This window comes from Sphingobacterium sp. G1-14 (genome assembly GCF_002196555.1).
Lineage (GTDB): Bacteria > Bacteroidota > Bacteroidia > Sphingobacteriales > Sphingobacteriaceae > Sphingobacterium > Sphingobacterium siyangense.
Genome location: NZ_CP021381.1, coordinates 2,466,356 through 2,489,977, shown reverse-complemented (window position 1 = coordinate 2,489,977; position 23,622 = coordinate 2,466,356). Strand labels below are relative to the sequence as shown.

The following is a 23,622-nucleotide window of genomic DNA, read 5'->3' as shown; positions in this document are numbered from 1 at the left end:
CCGTCGTGATATTCTGTTATTTCAGCACTTGCTTGCTTGCTTGCTTGCTTGCTTGCTTGCTTGCTTGCTTGCTTGCTTGCTTGCTTGCTTGCTTGCTTGCTTGCCTGCAGTGATCAACACATTTAGTTGGCTAGCCACACAAAAAGTAGAATAAGCCATTGCGCAAGAATACATAGCCAAAATGGTTTGCTACTTGGTTCTGTTAAGATTTCGAGTACATGGATAAATTTCGATCGTACGATCGAATAAAAGCTATCGTTCTTGTCTAAATCGAGGGCATCAAATCTCACTTTATTCAGACCAAAAATGACAATGCGTCGCACCCAAGGGCTCTCGATTTTATTATTTTTCACGTCATTGATCAATTTAAGTTTTGCAAAAGAATAATCAGCGACATTTTGTATTACATCGGGCTGATTCGATTGAAAAATTAATAATACTTTGTCAAATGCCGGAAGAATGAGATCATCCTGCCTTTCTTCTACAACAAGACTTGCAATCTTTGAAAACGCATATTTGTTGCTAAAAATAAAAAGTAGTACAGGTAGCAGGATCAGTCCAATCAGCCAAATGAATTTAGCTGCGGCTTGCGCAGGACTGACCGTCGAAAAGAAAGCTTCATGACTAGCCTTAAACTGAAAACTGCCAACCACCAAATACAGTAAAGTCGAAACAATAGCCAGCAAATAATATTTGACTAAGGTTTTCGTCCCCAATACGCTTAATTTTTTTAAATACGATAACTGTGTTTTCATCCTGCTATAATTAATTACGCTAATTTAACATTATTCACCAAACATTGATCCATAGGTTTAATTCCCGATCGCTTTCATTTTAAATTCGCCAGGAAAAAATTTTTATTCGTTGATCCACGTTAGCTCCACCCCCAGCTATTCCGTTACAAATAATTTATAAAAAATTTGCGTAGCCAAATAACTACACTTATATTAGTAGTCAAATAAATCAATATGAACTTAAGACGAGATGTTTTCCAAGCTATAGCAGACCCAACCAGAAGAGCGATCTTACTTCTTCTAGCCTCACAAGCCATGACTGCTGGTGCAATTGCAGCCAATTTCAATACGGCAAGACCGACCGTTTCAAAACATTTGCAAATATTGACGGAATGTGAATTATTAAAGTTTCAACAAAATGGACGCGAGATATATTATCAACTCAACCCATCGAAGATGAAAGAAATTGCGGATTTTATTGAACCTTTCCGTCAAATGTGGGATGACAGATTCAATAAATTGGAAGCTATTATGCAAAACTACAAAGACAAATAATATGGAGCCAAAAACTAACGTCCAGGCGGAGGATAATAAACAGGAGATTGTCATTACAAGGGAATTCGATTTACCTGTTGAACTGCTATTCAAAGCATATGAGGATCCCGAAATTTTCGAGCAGTGGATGGGAACCAAAGTCCTGAAATTGGAAAATAAAAAGCATGGCTCCTATGCCTTTGAAACTTCGCACAACGGCCAGGTCATGTTCAAAGCAAATGGAGCGATACACGAATTCCTCCCCAATCAACGCATCACACGGACTTTTGAAATGGAAAACAGCACATTTCCCGTACAGTTGGAATATTTAACATTTGAAAAAATAAGTGCAGAACGCAGCAGGCTTCACATCCATATAATATTTCAGTCGGTCGCATTTCGGAACCAGCTGTTACAGATGCCTTTTGCGCAAGGAATCAATATGGCGCACAACAGATTACAAGAAATTCTTGCTAAACTTACCTAAAGCACTACATGATGAATCTAAAAATTGAACATTTTTTTGAAAATGCGACAAGATGGAATGAGGAATTCAATCTGTTGAGAGAAATTGTCCGTGGCAATAAAACACTGCAAGAGGATTATAAATGGATGCATCCTTGTTATACATTTGAAGGTAAAAATGTCGTATTGATACACGGGTTTAAAGAATACTGTGCGCTGCTATTCCATAAAGGTGCATTATTAAAAGATCCCAAAAATATACTGATCCAGCAAACCGAAAATGTTCAGTCAGCCAGACAGCTTAGATTCACCACTATTGAGCAGATAGAATCATTGCGGGAAGTGATATCGGCATATATTCAGGAGGCCATCGAAATTGAAAAATCAGGCAAGAAAGTTGACATGCGAAAAGCTGCCGATTACCCTGTACCGGAAGAATTTAAGCGTGCCTTACTTGAAGACCCTTTACTTCAAAAAGCTTTTCAATCACTTACACCAGGTCGACAAAAAGGGTATCTATTTTACTTTAACCAGGCAAAACAAGAGAAAACACGTGCGGCGAGAATCGAAAAATATTACCAGCATATTCTAGATGGAAAAGGTATCGATGACTAACATATTTATTACAGTTTATCCGTTATATATTTGTCTATAAAGAGTAGATTTGTCTACAATCAAATAGACAGAACCAGACCAAGACGAACGATTATAACTATTATTGCAATCCGATATAGTCAATTAGTCGACTAATATATAGCTGAATTCACATGAATAAAAAATTTGTATTGCTCATCTGCGGCCTATTGCCCATTTTTTCACAAGCACAGAAAAAGAACAACGCAACACAACGCCCCAATATCGTCTTTATCCTAACGGACGATTTCACAGCCCAAGCATGGGGCGTATATGGCGGTATTTTAAAAGATTTTGTCAAAAATCCGAATATTGAAAAATTAGCCAGTCAGGGGGCGGTACTCAATAATACATTCTGTACCAATTCAATTTGCACCCCTAGCCGTGCAAGCATACTGACAGGACAGTACAGTAATAAAAACCAAGTCTACACACTGGACGATGCGTTGGATCCCGATAAGGAAAATATCGCCAAGGATCTGCACAATGCGGGCTACCAAACTGCTGTGTTTGGGAAATGGCATCTGAAAAAAAGGCCAAGCGGATTTGACGATTTTAAAGTTCTTCCTGGACACGGTGTTTATCATAACCCGACTTACCTCTCTAAAGACAACTGGAATGATAAGGAAGAGGCTGGCACACCTTACGAAGGCTATGTAGATGATATCACCACAACGATGAGTCTGGACTGGTTAAAATCACGCAACCCCGATAAACCCTTCTTCTTAATGTGTCATTACAAAGCGACGCATGAACCCTTTGATTTTGCAGAGCGATTCAAAGATTACTACAAAGATGTGGAGTTTCCTTATCCTCCGACATTTTTGGATTCAGGAGCAATCACAACTGGACGCTCTTTCGAAGGGCAGCCCTTGGAAGAGCTTGGCCGGCGTTATGAGCAAGCTTCGGTAGGCCCCTTTTGGACATCTTATCCTGAGCTGCCATTTTCAACAAAAGGAATGGACCCTTTGGAAGCCCGCAAAAAGATCTACCAAAAGTTCCTCAAAGATTATCTGCGTTGCGTCGCTGGGATCGATGATAATCTAGGGAAAATTATGCGCTATCTTACAACGGCAAATTTGGACGAAAATACCGTTGTGATCCTGGCTTCCGACCAGGGATACTTCTTAGGAGAACACAATTTTATGGATAAACGATTGATGTACGAAGAATCACTGCGCATGCCTTTTGTGATCAGCTACCCCAAAGAAATCAAAGCTGGTAGTCGATTAGACGACATGATTCTAAATATCGATTTCGCTGCACTATTTGCAGACTATGCCGGCATCAAAAAACCCGCCTACATCCAAGGCGAAAGCTTCCGGAATAACCTCAAAGGAAATACATCCAAAGCATGGCGATCTGCCATGTATTACCGTTACTGGCAACATGCACCAATACGCCCGGCGCATCTTGGAGTCCGTGATGAACGCTACAAACTGATCTACTTCTATGGACAGCCATTAGAAATGACAGGCAGCGACTCTAAAACAACAGCTCCTGCTTGGGAATTCTATGATTTGCAGCAAGATCCCATGGAAACACACAATGCCATTCTAGACAAAAAATATGTCAAAGAAATTGCCCGGTTGAAGAAAAAGTTGGCTAAACTTAAAGCTGAAGCGGGCGATGATGATGCAACAAGACCAGCTTTTCAGCAGGTTCTCAAACAAGAAAACTTAATCGTTAAATAATTAAATGCGAACGATGGATTTGAAGTATATATTTTCTTTTATACCATTCTTATTTACCCTTGGAGCTTCAGCAGCTTCTATTACGGATGAGAATAAACCAGCTCTGCCCCCAAACATCATTATAATTTTAATGGATGATATGGGCTATGCCGACCCAGTCTGCTATGGTGGTGGCCCCTACCAAACGCCAAATATCGATAAACTCGCAGCACAAGGTCTTCGTTTCACCGATTTTTATGCCGCGCAGCCAATCTGTACAGCTTCCCGAAGTGCCCTATTAACTGGCTGCTACCCTACGCGAATTGGCATTAGCGGCGCGATTGACCATAATGCCAAATTTGCACTTAACCCCGATGAACAAACGATCGCCGAACTATTGAAAAGCAAAGGATATAAAACCGGTATGGTCGGAAAATGGCATCTTGGACATAAAGAGCCTTACCTTCCCCTTCAAAATGGCTTTGACGAGTTCTATGGACTTCCCTACTCCAATGATATGTGGGCCTACGATTATGAAGGAAAAAAATGGCAAGATTCAACTTTTTGGCGGGCCCAATACCCCCCACTTCCTTTAGTAGAAGGCAACAAAACAGTTAAAATTATCGATTCTTTTGATGGTCAAGATCAATTGACCACCGATTATACAAACCGAGCGGTCTCTTTTATCAAACGTAATAAAAACAACCCCTTCTTTCTCTATTTAGCCCATGCCATGGTACATGTCCCACTTGGCGTTTCCGAAAAATTTAAAGGCAAAAGCGGTGCCGGTATGTTTGGGGACGTTATGGAAGAAGTAGACTGGTCCGTAGGCGAAGTGATGAAGACGTTGGAACAAAATCATCTGCTCGAAAACACTATTGTTATTTTCACGAGTGACAATGGTCCATGGCTCACGTTTGGAAACCACGCCGGTTCGACAGGAGGGCTCAGAGAGGGTAAAGCAACTATATTTGATGGTGGATTAAAAGTACCTTGCATTATAAGCTGGCCCGGTCATGTTAAACCCGCAACTGTAAGTAACCAGCTTTTGACCAATATGGACTTACTACCAACTATTGTCAATATTACCCAGGCAGTCAAGCCAACAAAGAAAATCGATGGGATTGATTTTACAGAGCTTCTATTGGGTAATACCCAAAGTACTCCACGAGATGAACTCGCTTATTATCATAATAAAAACAATTTGAAAGCAATCCGAAAAGGAAAATGGAAGCTTGTTTTTCCTGCTGAAACCGAAACATACGAAGCACCTGCAACCATAGGCGGCGATCGGTATCCAGGAAAATATGCTACAGTAAAAGTCCCCTTGGCATTATATAATCTTGCAATTGATCCCGGTGAAGATAGAGACCTAAAAGATCAATATCCCGAAATTGTCAAACAACTCCAACAGGTAGCAGATAAATATCGTCGCACGTTGGGTGACGGATTAAATAACATGGAAGGGACTGAAATACGTCCGGCAGCACAATTATAGTGCAAAAAAAGGGATCCAACACGACACATTTGGATCCCTTTTTTCTTAAACTGATCTGTTAAACAGCAGTATAACCACCATCCACTAGGTAATACCCACCGGTCATAAAAGACGATTTATCCGAACTTAGAAAAAGAACCAGCTCAGCGACTTCCTCTGCCTTTCCCAAACGTCCAATGGGGTGTTTACTGATTAACGCATTGATATGCTCTTTATCCAACTTAGCCAATAACGGTGTATCAATATAACCAGGTCCAACCGCATTACAACGAATATTTTTTTGACCATATTCTGCGCCGATGTTCTTTGTCAGTCCCACTACAGCATGTTTGGCTGAAGTATAAGCACTTGACATAGGCGCAGCCACAGTACCATGAATGGAAGCCATATTGACAATAACACCGCCTCCATTCCTCTCCATGGCTTCTATTTGATATTTACATCCATAAAATACGCCATTGAAATTAATATCAATTACTTTTTTCCATCCATCGAGACTGTAATCTCCCGTTAGTGCAGCCTCCCCGCCAATACCAGCATTATTGCATGCAATATCAAGCCGGCCAAATGTCTTGACGGCGTAACCAACCAAGGCTTCATTGTCAGCGGGAGATGAGCTATCTGCTTTGAAAAACACAGCTTCTCCTCCTAGAGATTCAATTTGTTTTACGGTTTCATTCCCCGCTTGCTCGTTGATATCCGAGATAACGACCTTTGCACCTTCTTTACCATAAGCCAATGCAACTGCCAGTCCGATCCCCGAACCCGCACCTGTTACTAAAGCTACTTTATCCGCTAAAATTTTCATATGATATAAATTTTATGATACAGACAATTTACTAAAAGCAATGCGAAATTAAGTCGAAAAGGCCATTTACTTCAGTTAAAACGAAACTAAAATGACATTTCTCGGCGGCTTAGTTCTGTAGCTGCGGATATTTTTTATATAATCTATCCAAAAACAAACGCCCCATCAATTGAAGCCTCGCCTGTGTTTCAAACATACCTGAACCTGGAGAAATAATACCATGCGGCATACGCTGAACAGTGCCGTAATAAATAATATCGAGCCCATTTCCATTGACGTCAAGATGCATTTTCTTAGGTTTCAAGCCCATGACAGAGCCCATGCGTGTTACTTTTTCAGAATTAGTAATCTGCGCAGTTCGCGCATCGAGCAAGGTTTCATGATCAAAAACCAAATGGTCTCTCACCTCCCCCTCATCAAAAAATATGTAATGCAACTCGTTGTTGCTAAGCACCAGATAAGAAGCGTTATCCCGTTCATTATAACGAGCCTTTACACCTACAGCCGCCCAAGCAACAGTCTTGGCCGCTGTAGCTGCAGCTGAAGCAACTTTGTCGCCAACTGTTGCAATATACGCGCATTGCGTAAAGGCGTCGATCGGAGCGCCGTTCAACTGTTTTCTTAATTCACTAAATTCATCACTTAACAATTCATCCTTTACGCCTGGAGCTAGGGCAATCCCAGATTCACCTTCATACTTTTTGGCCGTCTCCTTTTGCTTTTTCATCATCATAAGAGAAATGAATACGCAAGCCACAACGATAACGGCAAAAATACCAATGTACAACATCATAAAATAAAATTTAGAATGGGTTTATAATTCAATAAAAAGTCCAAAAAGTGAACAACCTATTCAGGTTTCCTCTTTCTGGTACGATCGACTACAAAAATTTTGCCAGACTAAAGAATTTTATCCGGGTAGTGAATATTACTTAAAGCTGTCTGGTGCATATCAACCCAAATATCATTGTTTGACTGCTGTATAAGCCAATTTGGAGAGCTTCGCATGTCGGCATCCGCATCATTATTGTAAATGGATGGAAAATCAGACTCTTTGGCCCTAAGCAAAACAACGATCGTACCAGCCATGAGCAAAGGGATATCACCCAAAACGAGATTATAAAAACCATCTTCAAGCAATCCTGGACTAAAACGCTGTAAACTGTCATAACTACGTTCTAATTTGCCAATCAATTTTTCCAGTTCATGCGGATAATGAACTTCAACATAAGACTCAAACAAAGCCGAGCCTTTATTGTAGAATCCCGCTTTCATGAGGTTTAATGCTTCATTTCTATAAACCTGCAACCATCGATCCGAAGCAAGATCATGATATTGCGCATCCGCCTCTTTACCATCACGTTTCAAAGCCCAAAGCTTAAGCTGCTCAAGCCGCTCCGTTGTTTCCATTCCATTTTTTTCCATAAGGCTATCGCTCCCGCTCTTTAAGTTCCATTTGTAATAGAATATCCCGCTTCTTACCTTCAATTAAAGACAAATTGCCTGCAACAAAAACACCTTTCTGTCCCGAATTTTTGCTAATACCATACACCGACGATTCATCATCAGGATCCGATGCACCTTCATAGCGAAATAAGTAGTCAATTCTGTACTGATCTGCATGAGCCAACAAATCGTCAAATTCAATATTATAATCTATCGTGTAACCTAATTTGTTTAACTTTTCCAAGGCAACACTTGCAGAGGAGTATCCATGCATTCTTTCCATAGTTGATTGTTCTAAATCCGATCTAAATTCTAATTTTTATTATAAAACGATTGACAAAAGAGTTTTGTTTTCCGCAATTTGAAATAGTTTATTCGAAATCATATTTCTACTTTTGTGCTACCAAACACGATGAAATATGGCAAATCTAGCAGCACCAGCGTATCAGCATACACCTCAACTAGCTTTTCAACGATTACTCGATGTCTTATATACCTTACGGATTGAATGTCCCTGGGATAAAAAACAGACCATGGAATCCCTTCGACATTTGACTATGGAGGAAATGTATGAATTAACCGACGCCATTTTAGAAAAAGATTATCCAGAAATCAAAAAAGAACTTGGTGACGTCTTGATGCATCTTGTATTCTATGCCCGCATTGCCGAAGAAGAAGGACATTTCAACATCGTAGACGTACTCAATGCAATCTGCGATAAATTGATTACGCGCCATCCCCATATCTACGGCGACAGCAGTGCTGATACAGAAGATCAAGTCAAATCCAATTGGGAAACAATCAAGCTGAAAGAAGGCAATACATCTGTTCTTTCTGGCGTCCCGAAAGGCCTACCCGCTTTGGTAAAGGCCTATCGTATCCAAGATAAAGTTCGCGGTGTCGGCTTTGACTGGGAAGATAAGAAACAAGTATGGGAAAAAGTAGAGGAAGAGCTTGCCGAATTTAAAGCAGAATTTAATCTGGAGACAGCACTTCCTATGGATCAGGAAAAAGCAGAAGGGGAATTTGGCGACCTGTTATTCTCCTTAATAAATTATGCACGGCATATTGGTATCAATCCTGAAAATGCTCTAGAACGCACCAACAAAAAATTCATTGAACGGTTTACCTATTTAGAACAAAAAGCCGCTGAAAATAAGCAACAGCTGCAGGAAATGAGTTTAGAAGAAATGGACGTTTATTGGAATGAAGCTAAAAAATTAAAAAAATAACGCAATTCCTAAAAAGGGAGTCACCGACCGAATTTAATTCGACTTTGTCAAATTTATGCGTAAATTCGCAGGAATATGGAAACAGTTGTTAGCGGTATCAGAAGTACCGGAAAATTACATTTAGGAAATTACTACGGCGCATTGAGCAATTTTGTGAAAATGCAAAACGAATATAATTGCTTTTTTTTCATTGCGGATTTACATTCACTAACGACCCACCCCACTCCTCATGGACTTCAGGGAACGGTTCGCCAAGTTATTGTTGAATATCTAGCTGCAGGAATAGACCCCGAAAAATCGACTATTTACGTTCAATCAGATGTTCCAGAAGTTGCGGAACTCTATCTATACATGAATATGAACGCCTATCTCGGCGAGCTTGAACGTGCTACAGCATTTAAGGATAAAGTTAGAAGCAATCCCGACAATGTTAACGCAGGTTTATTGACCTATCCGGTCTTGATGGCCTGTGATATATTGATTCACCATGGCACAAAAGTTCCAGTAGGAAAAGATCAGGAACAACATTTGGAGATGACGCGGACTTTTGGCAATCGCTTCAATCGCTTATACAACGTAGATTATTTTAAAGAAGCATTTGCATTCTCCTATTCCGACAAATTGGTGAAAGTTCCCGGGCTTGCAGGCCAGGGAAAAATGGGTAAATCCAATGGTGAGGCAGATTGTATTTATCTGTCGGATAGTGAAACCGTAATTCGTAAAAAGGTGATGCGTGCTGTATCCGATTCTGGTCCAACTGAGATGAACCAGCCTAAGCCTGAAGCTATCCAAAATCTTTTTGATTTAATGAAGGTCGTATCTACTGCAGATACGTTACAGCATTTTGATGAACTCTATAACAAATGTGAAATTCGTTATGGTGATTTCAAAAAACAATTGGCAGAAGATATGGTACTTGCAACCAACGATGTACGCTCCCGTATTGAGGATATATCAAACGATGATGCATACATTGCTAAAGTTGCAAAAATGGGCGCTGAAAAAGCAAGCGAATCTGCGCACAAGACACTGAAAGAGGTTCGTGAGATTATTGGTATTAAAAGATTTTATTAAGCTAGAAATAATATGCACATAGCTATCGTTGGAAATATAGGTGCCGGCAAAACAACGTTGACTGAAATGTTGGCCAGTCACTTTAAATTTGAACCTCAGTTTGAAGCTGTAGACAACAATCCTTATCTAGAAGATTTTTATTCGGACATGAAACGCTGGGCATTCAATCTTCAGATTTTTTTCCTCAACAGTCGCTTTAGACATATTGTAAAATTGCAGGAAACTGGCATTGATATGATTCAGGATCGTACCATTTATGAAGATGCTTATATCTTTGCCGAAAACTTGTATGATATGGGTTTAATGAGCGCACGTGATTTTGAAAACTATAGTAATATTTTTCAAAGCATTATCCACTATATCAAACCTCCAGATTTATTGATTTACCTCAAAGCCTCTGTCCCTACCCTAGTGAATAATATCCAAAAAAGGGGCCGTGACTATGAATCCGCAATTCGCTTGGATTATCTGTCGAAGCTGAACGATAAATACGATAAATGGATCAATAATTACAAAGAAGGTAAGGTAATGATTCTGGACAAGGACAATCTGGACTTCACCAAAAACCCAGAAGACCTCGGCGATATCATTCAAAAGATCGAAGCCGAATTATTCGGATTGTTCGAATAATCAACGAATCAAAAAGCCTGTAAAATAACGTTATTTTACAGGCTTTTTGATAAATTCCAATTGCCCATCCATTGATAAAAAATAAAAGATGAAATTTTTAGGTATTATCCCTGCTCGATATGCATCGAGCAGATTCCCTGGAAAACCCCTGATCGACATCGAAGGAAAAACGATGATCCAACGTGTCTACGAACAGGTCAAAAAATCAACAAAATTAAACGAAGTGGTTGTCGCAACCGACGATCAACGCATAGCACAAACTGTACTTTCCTTTGGTGGCAAAGTCGTCATGACAGCAGAGCACCACCAATCGGGCACAGATCGTTGCGCCGAAGTTATAACGGATATAGAAGGTTATGATGTTGCCATCAATATACAGGGTGACGAACCCTTTATTGACCCCGCGCAAATTGATCTTTTAGCACATTGTTTTGAAGACACCACTACGCAGATAGCGACCCTAGTCAAAGAAATTACAGCGGAGGAGGAACTATTCAATGTAAACATCCCTAAAGTTGTCCGAAACAGCAAAGGAGAAGCAATCTACTTTAGTAGGCAGACCATTCCTTTTTTAAGAGGTGTGGAAAAAGACCAATGGTTACAAAAGCAAACATTCTATAAACATATCGGAATATATGCTTACCAGGTAGATACATTAAAAGCACTGACACAACTTCCCATTTCTATGCTAGAAGAAGCAGAGGCATTGGAACAGCTGCGCTGGTTAGAAAACGGTTACGCCATTCAAACGGCAATTACAACGCATGAAACGGTCGCCGTGGATACAAAAGAAGATCTCGCTAAAATATTAAAACTATTTTTTAATAAATAGTAAAGCTTACCGGTGTTCGGTATAGCATAACGACCGGACACCTTCCAATAGTACCTGCTTATCCGAATCACTTAATTTGATCATCTGCGCTTTTGCTCTGATCAATTCATCCAATTGCAATTTGGTACTCACACCAACGAGTGCTGTACCAACAGCTGCGTTAGAAAGCACATAAGATAGTGCAACAATCATATTGTCTTTTCCGATACGTTTGGAAAGATTTGCCAAGTTTCTCACGATATGGGCCACCTCTCCCGAACTATACTGAAGAAAAGGTTCAATAGGTTTGTTGATGAGAACACCTTTGGCTAATACACCGCGTACGACGATACTTACACCCCGTTCTTCCAACAAGCCACTGATTTCTTCTTCTGGTCTTCTATCCAATAGACTGTATTGCATCATTACTGAGGCAATGTCAGATTTGGACAAAAATGCCTTGATAACGTTTGGGCGAATTGATGAAAGGCCATAAGCACGGATTTTCCCTTGTTTCTTCAACAACTCAAACGCTTCAACAATCTCCTCTATCGGATCTTCTATTGTACCACCATGTAACTGATAGAGGTCGATGTAATCCGTTTTTAAACGTGACAACGAACCTTCCACAGCCTTGATAATATAGTCCTTCGAAGCCTTCCAATCCCAACCGGATCCATCTGCACGCCAAAGGTTACCAACTTTCGACGCCAAAACAATATGCTTGCGAAAGCTTTGCACACTCTCCCCGACGATCATCTCGTTTAGGCCTTTATCGTAGAGATCAGCGGTATCAAAGAAAGTGATCCCGTTCTCGTAAGCTTTTTGGATAATATCTTTGGATTGTTTGGACTGATTGCCTTTTAGCGACATACAGCCCAAACCTATTTCCGAAACGATTAAGCTTGTATTTCCTAATTTACGTTGTTCCATCTGCACCAATATCAAGCAATTCTACCTCAAACACCAATGTGCTGTTTGCAGGAATTTCACCTGTCGCCCGTTCGCCATACGCTAATCTACTAGGTATAAAAAATTTATACTTTGCCCCTTTGGACATTAACGGGATTCCAATCTGCCAACCCTTGATCACCTGACCCAAGGATAGTTTCAATGGCTCCTTACGGTCGTATGAGCTATCAAATTGCTTTCCATTGAGTAAGGTACCTTTATAATGCACTGTTACCTCATCGTCACTTTTTGGTTTTGGACCTTCCGCCTCATTTAGAACAAGATATTGAATTCCTTCAGCTGTAGATTTCATCCCAACAACCTTTGCATTTTCGGCAAAAAATTTATCTTCTTCAGCACGGCTAGCAGCCTCTTTTTTAGCACGAACGTCCATGATCGCCTGCTGGATAACAGCTCTTCCTTGGCCATCTTCCAATAGCGATTTCTCCCCTTTCAAGACATCCGAAATTGCTTTTGCAATAACATCTGACTTCAAGTAATCGATCTCAATAGATTTTAGTGAATTTCCGATATCGGCACCAAACGCATATGACACAGAATCGGCCTTCGTTTTCAGTTGATTTGTTGTACTTGATTTAGTTGCGACGACCTTCTTCTTCGCCGTCATGTTCGTTTTTTTTTGTTGGGCAAATCCTGTGACTGTTGTCAAGGATAATAGGGCTAATGCAATATACTTCATGTTTGTTTAACGGTGCTTCTGCACGATTTCATTTATAATTTCCTGCGTGATATTAGGGTAATCAACTTCAACCCTAGATTTACTGTTGAGCCAGGCTTCTATCGCCAGCATGTTTTTCTGTTTTAAGCTCGAAATTACAGGCACCCCCATCTCTTCCAATGACGCTGCATTCAAATGCTGCTCATATTGGTTTTTCATCGGGATAACTAACAGTTTCTTTTTCAAATATAACGCTTCTGCCGGTGTTTCAAAACCTGCCCCACATAAAACTCCAGAAGAAGATGCCATACTATCAATAAAAGATTGGTTATTGATCGGTCTTATCGTTACATTTTTCATGTCAAATGCCTTCGAATTATGTTTGCTAAAAACATCCCACTTCACATCCGGAAACTTCATCAAATGCTTTAAAAGATGCGCATCGTCATATGCTGGGAGGTAAACCGTATAATGTCCCTGATCTGTCACGTTCAATTCACGAACAGCATTACGGATAACCGGTTGGTAAATATTCTTGGCGTACCGCTTGAAATGGAAACCATAGGAATGGGTAGACGGAGCATAATTTTTCATAATAAATTTGCCCAGCATATCACTATCTTCTGGCTTAGGACTCGATGGATCTAAGGCAGCGATCTGATGGCTCAACCCAATGCAGTCCAAATCTTTTGAATGACAAGCCCAAGCAGAAATCGGTTCAAAATCATTGATCACCAAATCATAGTTTTCTATAGGCAAGCTCTTAATTTCATTCGTAAATTTACGGATCGTCGAACTCATAAATGTTTTCCACAGATCTACTCCGCCGGATTTACCAAAGATAAAACTCAACCCGTGAAAACGGTATTTCACTTCGAAAGGTAATGATAGATCTGCTTGAATTCCACTAACCAAAACATCGACTTCCCCTAACTCTCTCAAACAGGGGACAATATCCATTGCCCGGCTCAGATGTCCATTTCCTGTCCCTTGTACGGCATACAATATCTTCATAACGACTGTATTTTGTGTCGGCAAATTAATCAATTTTAACGAGTATCAATATTATTTTATTGTTTAGTTATGTTAAGAAAATATAAATTAACATCAATAAAAAAATCGTTATTCCTTTTTTAATTTTCCTTTACGTATATTTAATATCAACAATTAATTAATAGCCAGTTTGATACCCCATGAAGTCTCTATTTTATCGAATGCTTTGCATAGTCGCCATGCTAATTTTAACATCGTGGGGATTTTTTGCTCATAAAAAAATTAACCATTATGCCGTCTTTGCGCTCCCCGCTCAGTTGGCTAAGTTCTATAAATCCAATATTGACCTTATTACCGAAAAAGCTGTTGATCCAGATAAACGCTGCTTCACAGACAGCGCTGAAGGCCCAAGACATTTTATAGATTTAGAGGACTACCGCAAGGAAAGTACAGTTGACTCCATGCCGATACATTGGTCACAGGCCAAAGAGAAATTTCAAGAAAGGCAATTGTTAAAAAATGGTATTGTGCCCTGGCAAATCAATCTTACCTATCAAAAGCTTGTTAAGGCCTTTCAAGCAAAAGATTATAAACGGATCATCAAACACTCAGCAGAACTCGGCCATTATATTGCTGATGCCCATGTTCCATTGCACACGACTAAAAATTATAATGGACAGCTGACGAATCAACTCGGTATACACGCATTCTGGGAGAGCCGCTTACCGGAAATGTTTTCAGAAAAATACAACCTTCGCGTTGGAAAAGCCAACTATATCAAAGATCCCTTAGCGGAAGCCTGGGGTATCGTCCGTGAAAGCAATCGCCTTGTGGATTCTGTATTGAGCATTGAAGCCCGGCTTAATCGTCAATTTAAGGCATCTCAAAAAAAATCTTTTATTGAGCGAAACAATCAATTGGTATGGACCTATTCCGACAGTTATGCTAGAGCTTATCATGAAGCCATGAACGGTATGGTTGAAAGGAGAATGCAAAAAACCATTTTACGCGTTGCTTCCTATTGGTATTCAGCCTGGCTCGAATCCGGCCAACCCGACTTGACTAACATCGAAAAAATAAAAAGCAGCGACAAGCAAGATCACATCGATATAACGGGGAAAAAGCGTATCGGCCGAGAAGAATGGATGTAAGAAGGTTACAAAATATCATCCGGACTACCAGTATTATTCACGCCGGACTATTTATTTTTTAGTCAGCTAAGCTACTTTTGCAGCGTAAAATCTAGGAAAGCATGTTGAATAAGAATATTACGTTAACAAACCTTGCATTAGTGCTGAGTATTGGAGCTGCGACTGCTCAGATTAAAGACACAACCACTTTGGGCGAAGTCATCATTAATCAAAATCGCTTACAGATCCCTTTTTCAAAACAAAGCAAAAATATCCAAATATTGACGCAGGAAGATATACAGAGACTACCAAATCGATCAATCAACGAGTTGCTTAGCAATATCCCAGGCGTTGATATTCGCCAACGTGGACCATTTGGTTCGCAGGCAGATATAAGTATCGACGGTGGGTCTTTTGAACAGACGGCGATCCTACTCAATGGTGTTAAAATCACCGATCCACAGAGTGCCCATCACAATATGAACCTTCCGGTTCCTCTAGAGGCCATCGAGCGTATCGAAATAATTCGGGGGCCGGCTTCACGGATTTTCGGTATTAATGCACTAACCGGTGCCATTAACATCGTAACAAAGAAAATTGAATCAAATCAAATTAGCGCCCAGGTATATAGTGGTTCTTCATTCAAAGATAATGAGCAGACAAGTGCAGGCAAGTATTATGGTAAAGGTGTTCAGCTTGGCTCACAGTTCTTAACCAAGCAAACAAGCCACGGTTTATATTTTGGCCACGAAGATTCGAATGGACAACGCTATAATACAGCCTCCAACAATAATAAACTCTATTATGACGGTACATATCAACCGAATACAGCCAATATGATAAAAGCCAATGTTGGCTATATCAACAATCAATTTGGAGCCAATGGTTACTATGCTGCACCGAGTGACAAGGAAGCTTATGAACAGGTTAAGACAGCTTTCGCTTCCCTGCAGTCCAAGCATCAATTAACACAGGCATTTTCCATCAGTCCACGTCTCAGTAATCGCTACAACGAAGATGAATATTGGTATTTAGGCAGAGAAACAACCAAAGGTAGATCCAAACATTACAGCAACGTCTTCGGAGCAGAAATCAATGCTACATTGGAGCAAAGTTATGGTACATTTGGCTTAGGATTAGAAAGTCGATTTGAACGCATCAATAGCACCAGTATTGGCGACCATAACCGGGAGAATTACGGCGGATACCTTGAATTCAAAACAGAGGCGATCAAAAAACTGATGATCAACTCTGGTGCCTACATCAATTACAACTCAAAATTTGGCTGGCAGGTATTCCCGGGTCTAGATTTGGGATATGATATTACCGAACATTGGAAGATTGTAGTCAACGCAGGTTCTAGCCAGCGGATCCCTTCCTTTACGGATCTTTACACCAATCAGACAGCCAACGTCGGAAACCCCACACTGAGCTCTGAAAATGCCTATCAGATCGAAGGTGGTATAAAATACTTATCCAATCGGATTATCGCTCAAGCGGGCTATTTCCATCGAAGGATAAGCGATTTCATAGACTGGCAAAAAGAGGATGCCACTACAGGAAGCGGAACGGTCATTCCGTGGAAACCAATAAATATTGGAAAAAATAAAATTGATGGATTCAATACTTCATTCCGATATAATATCAATGATCCCAGCGCAACGACACGATACTTTACAACGCTAAGTTATAATTATCTCAACCCAAGCATAACATTAGCAGACGGGATACTATCCAAATATGCTATTGAAAGCTTAAGGCATCAAGTTATTGCCAACTTTACCATAAGCCACAAGAACTGGATGTTAACTTCTGCAAACCGCTTTAATGAGCGTATCAGTTACAAATCTTATTTCATCGCTGACGTAAGAGGATCGTACCAACTCCACGACTTAAACATCTTTGTGGATGTTCAGAATATATTTGACAAGAGTTATATAGAAGCTGCCGCGGTTCCAATGCCCGGTCGTTGGTTTAGTATCGGCGCAAAATATAAACTGAACTATTAAACCCGATCAAATGGCAAAATCGGTTCTCTTCCCTTTTCCCATCAATTATAAAAAAGTCCCAAATGGAATGACCATTTGGGACTTTTCATTGTGCTATTGACACATAGAAGCATGTACCATGCCCTAGTTAAGAAAACGCCAACTATAAAATAAGTTACTTTTTCTTGGGAAGAACAGATAAAATTCCTCCAATTAAATGTTTTTGGAACTCGGGTTCGTCATAGGACTCATCGGTATGTCCAAGCCCGGTATAGAAGACTTTCCCTCCGTCGTAGGTCTGGGTCCAGGAGATTGGATGTTGATCCCCCATTTTTCCACCTTGGTAGCTTTTTTCATCCAAATTCATCAACACATGCAATCCGTCCTTCACGTCCTTGAAATTATAGCATTCATCTTTGTGCCACCAGATCGGATCGAGGTGCTTGGTGGCCGCATGTTTTCTGTCCAGCACATCAATTTTGGCTTTTTGTACGGCAGGATGAGATGCAAAATATGCCCCTACAAGGCCGTTATACCATGGCCAATCAAACTCCGTATCCGTCGCTGCATGAATACCCACAAACCCTTTTCCTGATTGGATATACCGCACAAAAGCTTCCTGTTGCGCATTATCGAGAATATCGCCAGTTGTGCTCAGAAAGATAACAGCGTCATATTTTTTCAATCCCTGATCTGTAAACAGAGCAGCATCCTCCGAATGATCAGATTTTATCTTTTCTTTATCTAGCAACTGTTTAAGTACCTGCGCACCCTTTTCGATGCTTCCGTGTCTAAACCCTTTTGTCTTGCTAAAGATCAATACTTGCCTTTGTGCCTGAACAGCAGCTGATATCCCCAACAGGAGAAACAGAAAAATGAAGATTCTATTCATGATATAAATGGTTATTATGATGATTTAAGTTTAGGTTTACTATTTTCCGCAACGAAATCGCGATAAAAATAGCTGTACAGAAATGCCGCGCATTCTCCCGATACACGGCTTTTCTGTTTTATTATTGTGTGATTAGCTCACGGTAAAAATCAAGACTTTCTATAATATCATCCTCAGAAACGTAGATATCATATTGACAACTGCCAATTTGGTCAAGCAATGCGAAACCGATCTGATTGGACAGGTTTTTCTTATCATTTCGCATCAGATCCAACAAGGCTGTATCAATGGATGAATCAAATGTGTAATCGTTGAAATATTTTCTAAAAGTTTGGATCAAATCGTTTAATTCATCCAAAGGCAAGCCATTCAATTTATGCGATAGATACCCCTCACAAATCATTCCTACTGCAATAGCTTCTCCATGTAATAAAGGTGAAGCATCGTTCAACAAAGAGTATCCCTCAATAGCATGACCAATTGTATGGCCAAAGTTTAAAATTTTACGCAGTCCTTTTTCTTTCGGATCCTCAAGGATAACACGGTTTTTGATCGAAACAGAATGTTTGACCAAAGAATTATCGATTTGATCGATCTCCAATGTTTTCACTCGCTCATAATAAGCCCGATCGAAGATCAGGCCATGTTTGATTACTTCAGCAAAACCTGAGATTAACTGACGTTGATCTAAAGTTTTCAAAAACTGGCTTGAAATAAAAACAGCCTGGGGTTGTGCAAAAGTTCCAATAATATTTTTCACACTTCCCATATCAATACCGGTTTTACCCCCTACTGATGCATCTACCTGGGAAAGTAAAGTCGTCGGAATTTGAATAAAATCCATTCCTCTTTTGAATGTTGATGCTGCAAATCCACCCATATCGGTCACCACACCACCACCAAGATTAATCATCAATGAATGTCTATCAGCTCCGAAATCGAGCATATTATGCCATACACCAATACAGAAATCAATATTTTTATTTTCTTCGCCCGGATCTACTTCTATCACATCATAATTCGCTAAATTGGGTAAAGCTTGCTGAAACAGCGGCAAACAATTATCCAAAGTATTGGTATCCACCAATACGATGATCTTTGAGTAATTGCGCTCAGCTAAAAACGCCTCTAAAGAGGCCAACGTATCATCAAAATATACCTGATAGCCCAAACTTTCTATGACTTCCATTCTATGATTCTTTAAGGTTTAAGTTTTCTATTTACCAATATTGTTTAATATTACACCAATTTTATTTCCATCCCATCAAATTCAACAACATCTCCTGGTCTTAATTTGAGTCTTTTCCGGTAATCAACCTGCCCATTATACTTCACATACCCTTCCGCCACAACCCATTGAGCCATAGCACCATGCTCCACCCAATTTAAAGCTTTAAGTAACTGTATAAGCTGGATATATTCGCCCTCGATTTTAAATTCTTGCATTTCACAAAAATAGTGGTTTCACTGAGGAATACAAGAATTATCATCGTTTTAATGCTTACTAAATTGCTACATTTGCCTTATTGCAAATAAAGATTATGATTGAGAATTCTGAGCCCAAGACATTATCCTTTGATAATACAGAGATTGCTTTTAAAAGTAAAAGCGATAAGGATTTGGAAAGAGCGTATTGGTTATTCAAAATAATAGCGAATAACTTCTTGACAAAAGTAGGTCCTTCAATGACCAACTTTGCCCTGAACATAGGACTGCCTATCCAAGGCATCATCCGTAAAACAATCTTCAAACATTTTTGTGGTGGAGAGACCATCGCGGGTTGCGAAGCAGCAATCAACGAATTGGGAGAGAATGGTGTAGGGACAATCTTGGATTATTCTGTTGAAGGAGAGGAAACGGAAAGTGCATTTGACGCCTGCTGCGAAGAGGTATTACGTACCGTAGTTGCGGCAAGTAAAAACAAGTACATTCCATTTTCGGTATTTAAACCAACTGGATTAGGACGTTTTGAGTTATTTGAAAAGGTCAACGCCAAAGAAACTTTAACAGAGGCAGAACAAGGAGAATACCAACGCATGTTGGATCGTACTGACCGTATCTGTAAAGCATGTCATGCCGCAGGTGTAAAAGTTTTAGTGGATGCTGAACATTCATGGATTCAAGATGCGATCGATGATATTGCACGTGAAATGATGGAAAAATACAATATGGAGAAACCAATTGTATATAATACTTATCAATTGTATCGTAGTGATAAGTTGGCATCTTTGAAAGCCGACTTTGAATACGCAAAAGTTAGAGGCTTTCATATGGGTGCTAAAATCGTTCGTGGTGCCTATATGGAGATCGAACGTGCTCGTGCTGCACAAAAAGGTTATTCCGATCCCATCCAGCCAAATAAAGAAGCTTCCGATAGAGATTATAATGAAGCTATTGAATTTATCTTGGACCACCTGGACAACTTTGGGCTAATGGCGGGTACACACAATGAGGACAGTAGCATGTTATTGGCGAAGGAAATTGACAGACGTGGTATCGATAGATCCACCGATCGCATCTTCTTTGCGCAATTATTGGGTATGTCTGACAACCTGAGCTTTAACTTAGCGGCACATGGCTATAATGTTGCTAAATACATGCCTTATGGACCGGTTAAAGCGGTGATGCCATACCTTTTCCGTAGAGCACAAGAAAATACTTCCGTCGCAGGAGCGACAGGTCGGGAGCTCGGGCTTTTGATCAAAGAAAAACAAAGAAGAAAAGCTAGTCGATAACGACTAGCTTTTTTTATAATTGGCGGGCATCAAGTCCATCTACTCAAGGAACTATGCTCAAATGGTTTCCAGGAAACACCCTACTTTTGAAAAGCACAAAAGCACTTTACCTATCACTCGCCTCCCCTTCGTCCTTTTGAAACAAGCTAATTACAAAATCATTCCATATTCTTGAAACTATTATTTATGTTTGCAAACTTTTCCCTTAAAACAAAGTTCATACTGGAAGGGTGCTCCCCCGGAGCTTAAAAGAATACGATTTGAAATGGAAGAAAAACTTAGATTATTTGATCTTGCACGTCAACAGATGGGCAAATACCCCGATCTTGATATGTTTGCACACAAAGTGGACGGCAAGTGGAATTATATCAAAACAGCAGATTTTCTTGAACAAGTAGACAGACTCTCCAAAGGGCTGATTGAACTTGGCGTAAAACCCAACGAGAAAGTTGGTCTCATTGCCGGCAGCAGTATGGAATGGCATTTGATTGACTTTGCAATCCAGCAAATTGGTGCAGTAGTGGTGGCCATCTATCCAAATATTACGGATACAGACTATCAATATATCTTTAATGATGCCGAAATCAGGGTTTGCATCGTCAGTAACAAGAGCTTGTACGATCGCCTGATGAATCTAACCGACTCAATCTATACATTGAAGTATATTTTTTGTATCGCAGATCAGGAAGGAACACGTAGCTGGAAAGAACTGAATGATATAGGCTCCAATTGCTCCTTAGAAAAACTAGCAGCACTACGTGACCAGGTTAAACCTGAAGATCTCGCTACCCTGATTTACACTTCCGGTACAACGGGCAAACCAAAAGGCGTAATGTTGTCACACAATAATATCTTTTCCAATGTATTGGGCGCAGCAGAAATTACCCCTTGTAAAGCTTATGACCGCGGACTGACCTTTCTCCCTCCTTGTCACGCCTACGAGCGTATGGTTTTATATACCTATATGTATCTTGGCTTTACGATCTATATCGCAGAATCTTTCGACAAGATTGGTGATAATCTGAAGGAAGTAAAACCTCATATCATGACCGTTGTCCCACGTATTCTTGAAAAAGTCTATGAGAAAATTATGAAAACAGGTCATGATCTCAGTGGTTTCAAACGAAAAGTATTTGATTGGGCTGTTTCTGTTGCAGAAGAATATGATCCAAATCCTGAGAAAAGAAGTCTATCCTATAATCTCAAACTAAAGCTTGCCAAGAAACTTGTCCTTAACAAATGGTATGAAGCATTAGGTGGCGAATTACTTACCGTTGCCTCTGGATCAGCCTCTCTTCATAGTAAACTAACACGTGCCTTCTTAGCTGCAGGAATTCCATTATATGAAGGTTACGGCATGACCGAAGCCTCCCCACTCATTTCAGTCAATCACTATATCAAAGGAATACGCATAGGTACTGTTGGCCTTCCTGTCCGTTTTGTTGAAATAAAACTTGCTGAAGACGGAGAAATATTAGTAAAAGGCCCTAATGTCATGATTGGATATTATAAGAACAAGGCCGAAACAGATAAAACGATCATTGATGGATGGTTGCATACCGGAGATATAGGAAAGTGGGACGATGAAAAATTCTTGAAAATCATTGACCGAAAAAAAGAGATGTTCAAAATTTCGGGCGGGAAGTACGTCATACCACAACCTATCGAAACCAAGCTCGTTGAATCTAAATTTATTGAACAGGCAATGGTTATCGGTGACGGGATGAAGTTTGCTTCTGCCTTTATTGTACCAAACTATGCCCATTTGTTGGATTGGGCCAGAACAGATGCTCCTGAACTTGCAACCATGACAAAGGATGATTTTCTGACTGACCCTGCCATTGTCAAAAAAGTCAATCAGGAGGTACGTCGTGCAAACCAGCACTTTGGTAACTGGGAGCAGATTAAGAAACCAATTATTTTAACAGATGAATTTACTATTGAAAATGGAGAGTTAACACCAACCTTGAAAATGAAACGAAAGATAATTCTCGAACATCATCAAGAAGAGTTCAATAACCTCTATCAGATGGAGATGGATTAAGGATTAACAAATCAAAATTTTGACATAGCGCGCTATATTTATACGAGTAAAACATGAAATTATTAAAGGATAGAATCCTTCATGACGGTAAAAGTCTTGCAGGAGGCATACTTAAAGTAGACAACTTCATCAATCACCAGATGGACCCCGTATTGATGAAATCTATTGCGGTAGAATTTGTCCGTCGTTTTGCAGACCTCCCGATCAATAAAATCATTACAATTGAAGCAAGCGGAATAGCCCCAGCGATCATGCTTGGCTACCTTTTGGAATTACCGGTTGTATTTGTAAAAAAAGCAAAACCGACCACCATGGCCGATATGTATGTAAGCCAAGTGCATTCATTTACCAAGAACCGAACTTATGACATCTGTGTCAGCAAAGAGTTTCTTACGCCGAGCGACAATGTTCTTTTTATAGACGATTTTTTGGCCAATGGGAATGCCGCTTTTGGTATGCTCGATCTCGTTAAACAATCGGGGGCTTCAGTATTGGGCATGGGATTTATTATCGAAAAATCCTTCCAGGAAGGTGGCAAAAGATTAAGAGAATTGCCCGATTTAAGAATTGAATCGTTAGCGCGGATAAAGTCGCTTGAAGTGAATAAAGTCAGTTTCGAAGAAGAATAGCAAAAAGAAAAGCCTCATCTTCCTAAAGATTGAGGCTTTTTTA

At 40.0% G+C, this 23,622-nt stretch carries 25 protein-coding genes; 14 read left to right on the top strand and 11 right to left on the bottom strand.

Annotated features, from left to right (window positions below; genetic code table 11):
• Window positions 1-122: 122 nt before the first annotated feature.
• Entirely contained in the window at window positions 123-755 is a 633-nt protein-coding gene (locus tag CBM24_RS10260; protein ID WP_088161134.1) for a hypothetical protein, read from the bottom strand.
• Window positions 756-968: 213 nt separating this feature from the next.
• Here CBM24_RS10260 and CBM24_RS10255 point away from each other — a divergent pair, with 213 nt between their 5' ends.
• From CBM24_RS10255 to CBM24_RS10235, 5 genes are all read left to right on the top strand, one after another.
• Window positions 969-1,289, top strand: coding sequence for an ArsR/SmtB family transcription factor (locus CBM24_RS10255; protein WP_088161133.1), 321 nt, complete (start codon window positions 969-971; stop codon window positions 1,287-1,289).
• A 1-nt stretch (window position 1,290) separates the two neighbouring features.
• A complete protein-coding gene (locus tag CBM24_RS10250) occupies window positions 1,291-1,755 on the top strand; it encodes an SRPBCC domain-containing protein (protein WP_088161132.1) in 465 nt (154 codons plus the stop codon).
• A gap of 8 nt (window positions 1,756-1,763) precedes the next feature.
• Entirely contained in the window at window positions 1,764-2,348 is a 585-nt protein-coding gene (locus CBM24_RS10245) for a YdeI/OmpD-associated family protein (protein WP_232475750.1), read from the top strand.
• 152 nt (window positions 2,349-2,500) lie between these two features.
• A complete protein-coding gene (locus tag CBM24_RS10240) occupies window positions 2,501-4,060 on the top strand; it encodes a sulfatase (RefSeq protein WP_088161131.1) in 1,560 nt (519 codons plus the stop codon).
• Between the two features lie 13 nt (window positions 4,061-4,073).
• Window positions 4,074-5,537, top strand: coding sequence for a sulfatase (locus CBM24_RS10235; protein WP_088161130.1), 1,464 nt, complete (start codon window positions 4,074-4,076; stop codon window positions 5,535-5,537).
• Between the two features lie 58 nt (window positions 5,538-5,595).
• Here CBM24_RS10235 and CBM24_RS10230 read toward each other — a convergent pair whose 3' ends face one another.
• The 4 genes from CBM24_RS10230 to CBM24_RS10215 form a co-directional block, all read right to left on the bottom strand.
• Window positions 5,596-6,345, bottom strand: a complete 750-nt coding sequence (locus CBM24_RS10230; protein WP_088161129.1) for an SDR family NAD(P)-dependent oxidoreductase — start codon at window positions 6,343-6,345, stop codon at window positions 5,596-5,598.
• Window positions 6,346-6,454: 109 nt separating this feature from the next.
• A complete protein-coding gene (locus tag CBM24_RS10225; protein ID WP_088161128.1) occupies window positions 6,455-7,138 on the bottom strand; it encodes a hypothetical protein in 684 nt (227 codons plus the stop codon).
• 107 nt (window positions 7,139-7,245) lie between these two features.
• Window positions 7,246-7,770, bottom strand: coding sequence for a hypothetical protein (locus tag CBM24_RS10220; RefSeq protein ID WP_088161127.1), 525 nt, complete (start codon window positions 7,768-7,770; stop codon window positions 7,246-7,248).
• A gap of 4 nt (window positions 7,771-7,774) precedes the next feature.
• Window positions 7,775-8,074 (bottom strand): hypothetical protein, encoded by a 300-nt coding sequence (locus tag CBM24_RS10215; RefSeq protein WP_088161126.1) that lies wholly within the window; start codon window positions 8,072-8,074, stop codon window positions 7,775-7,777.
• A 136-nt stretch (window positions 8,075-8,210) separates the two neighbouring features.
• Here CBM24_RS10215 and mazG point away from each other — a divergent pair, with 136 nt between their 5' ends.
• The 4 genes from mazG to kdsB all read left to right on the top strand — a co-directional run bounded on the left by mazG (window position 8,211) and on the right by kdsB (window position 11,559).
• Window positions 8,211-9,023, top strand: a complete 813-nt coding sequence (gene mazG / locus CBM24_RS10210; protein WP_088161125.1) for a nucleoside triphosphate pyrophosphohydrolase — start codon at window positions 8,211-8,213, stop codon at window positions 9,021-9,023.
• Between the two features lie 75 nt (window positions 9,024-9,098).
• Window positions 9,099-10,097 (top strand): tryptophan--tRNA ligase, encoded by a 999-nt coding sequence (gene trpS, locus CBM24_RS10205; RefSeq protein WP_088161124.1) that lies wholly within the window; start codon window positions 9,099-9,101, stop codon window positions 10,095-10,097.
• Window positions 10,098-10,109: 12 nt separating this feature from the next.
• Entirely contained in the window at window positions 10,110-10,727 is a 618-nt protein-coding gene (locus CBM24_RS10200; protein WP_075992064.1) for a deoxynucleoside kinase, read from the top strand.
• An 88-nt stretch (window positions 10,728-10,815) separates the two neighbouring features.
• Complete coding sequence (gene kdsB / locus CBM24_RS10195) at window positions 10,816-11,559, top strand: 3-deoxy-manno-octulosonate cytidylyltransferase (RefSeq protein WP_075992063.1); 744 nt, start codon at window positions 10,816-10,818, stop codon at window positions 11,557-11,559.
• Between the two features lie 6 nt (window positions 11,560-11,565).
• Here the strand turns inward: kdsB and CBM24_RS10190 are convergent, their stop codons facing one another.
• Genes CBM24_RS10190 through CBM24_RS10180 form a run of 3 tightly spaced genes read right to left on the bottom strand, consistent with a single transcriptional unit; the run spans window position 11,566 to window position 14,182 of the window.
• On the bottom strand, window positions 11,566-12,471 hold the full coding sequence (locus CBM24_RS10190) for an aldo/keto reductase (RefSeq protein WP_088161123.1): 906 nt from the start codon (window positions 12,469-12,471) through the stop codon (window positions 11,566-11,568).
• Window positions 12,458-13,189, bottom strand: coding sequence for an FKBP-type peptidyl-prolyl cis-trans isomerase (locus CBM24_RS10185; RefSeq protein ID WP_157698417.1), 732 nt, complete (start codon window positions 13,187-13,189; stop codon window positions 12,458-12,460). Before CBM24_RS10185 ends, CBM24_RS10190 begins: the two co-directional genes overlap by 14 nt.
• A gap of 6 nt (window positions 13,190-13,195) precedes the next feature.
• Window positions 13,196-14,182 carry a glycosyltransferase family protein gene (locus tag CBM24_RS10180; protein WP_088161122.1) on the bottom strand — a complete coding sequence of 329 codons (987 nt, stop codon included), beginning with the start codon at window positions 14,180-14,182 and terminating at the stop codon, window positions 13,196-13,198.
• A gap of 218 nt (window positions 14,183-14,400) precedes the next feature.
• Here CBM24_RS10180 and CBM24_RS10175 point away from each other — a divergent pair, with 218 nt between their 5' ends.
• Together CBM24_RS10175 and CBM24_RS10170 are read left to right on the top strand one after the other, a co-directional pair.
• Window positions 14,401-15,312 (top strand): zinc dependent phospholipase C family protein, encoded by a 912-nt coding sequence (locus CBM24_RS10175; protein WP_232475749.1) that lies wholly within the window; start codon window positions 14,401-14,403, stop codon window positions 15,310-15,312.
• Window positions 15,313-15,413: 101 nt separating this feature from the next.
• Complete coding sequence (locus tag CBM24_RS10170; RefSeq protein ID WP_088161120.1) at window positions 15,414-17,300, top strand: TonB-dependent receptor plug domain-containing protein; 1,887 nt, start codon at window positions 15,414-15,416, stop codon at window positions 17,298-17,300.
• Window positions 17,301-17,454: 154 nt separating this feature from the next.
• Here the strand turns inward: CBM24_RS10170 and CBM24_RS10165 are convergent, their stop codons facing one another.
• From CBM24_RS10165 to CBM24_RS10155, 3 genes are all read right to left on the bottom strand, one after another.
• Complete coding sequence (locus tag CBM24_RS10165) at window positions 17,455-18,171, bottom strand: ThuA domain-containing protein (protein ID WP_088161119.1); 717 nt, start codon at window positions 18,169-18,171, stop codon at window positions 17,455-17,457.
• A gap of 121 nt (window positions 18,172-18,292) precedes the next feature.
• The gene (gene aroB / locus CBM24_RS10160; RefSeq protein WP_088161118.1) at window positions 18,293-19,360 is read right to left on the bottom strand and encodes a 3-dehydroquinate synthase; all 1,068 of its coding nucleotides are present in this window, start codon (window positions 19,358-19,360) and stop codon (window positions 18,293-18,295) included.
• Window positions 19,361-19,410: 50 nt separating this feature from the next.
• Window positions 19,411-19,617 carry an RNA-binding S4 domain-containing protein gene (locus CBM24_RS10155; RefSeq protein ID WP_088161117.1) on the bottom strand — a complete coding sequence of 69 codons (207 nt, stop codon included), beginning with the start codon at window positions 19,615-19,617 and terminating at the stop codon, window positions 19,411-19,413.
• 95 nt (window positions 19,618-19,712) lie between these two features.
• On the opposite strand from CBM24_RS10155, the gene CBM24_RS10150 reads away from it, so the two are divergent.
• The 3 genes from CBM24_RS10150 to xpt all read left to right on the top strand — a co-directional run bounded on the left by CBM24_RS10150 (window position 19,713) and on the right by xpt (window position 23,579).
• Entirely contained in the window at window positions 19,713-20,906 is a 1,194-nt protein-coding gene (locus CBM24_RS10150) for a proline dehydrogenase family protein (RefSeq protein WP_075992054.1), read from the top strand.
• Window positions 20,907-21,171: 265 nt separating this feature from the next.
• On the top strand, window positions 21,172-22,950 hold the full coding sequence (locus CBM24_RS10145) for an AMP-dependent synthetase/ligase (RefSeq protein WP_088161116.1): 1,779 nt from the start codon (window positions 21,172-21,174) through the stop codon (window positions 22,948-22,950).
• A gap of 53 nt (window positions 22,951-23,003) precedes the next feature.
• Complete coding sequence (gene xpt, locus CBM24_RS10140) at window positions 23,004-23,579, top strand: xanthine phosphoribosyltransferase (protein ID WP_088161115.1); 576 nt, start codon at window positions 23,004-23,006, stop codon at window positions 23,577-23,579.
• Window positions 23,580-23,622: the final 43 nt, after the last annotated feature.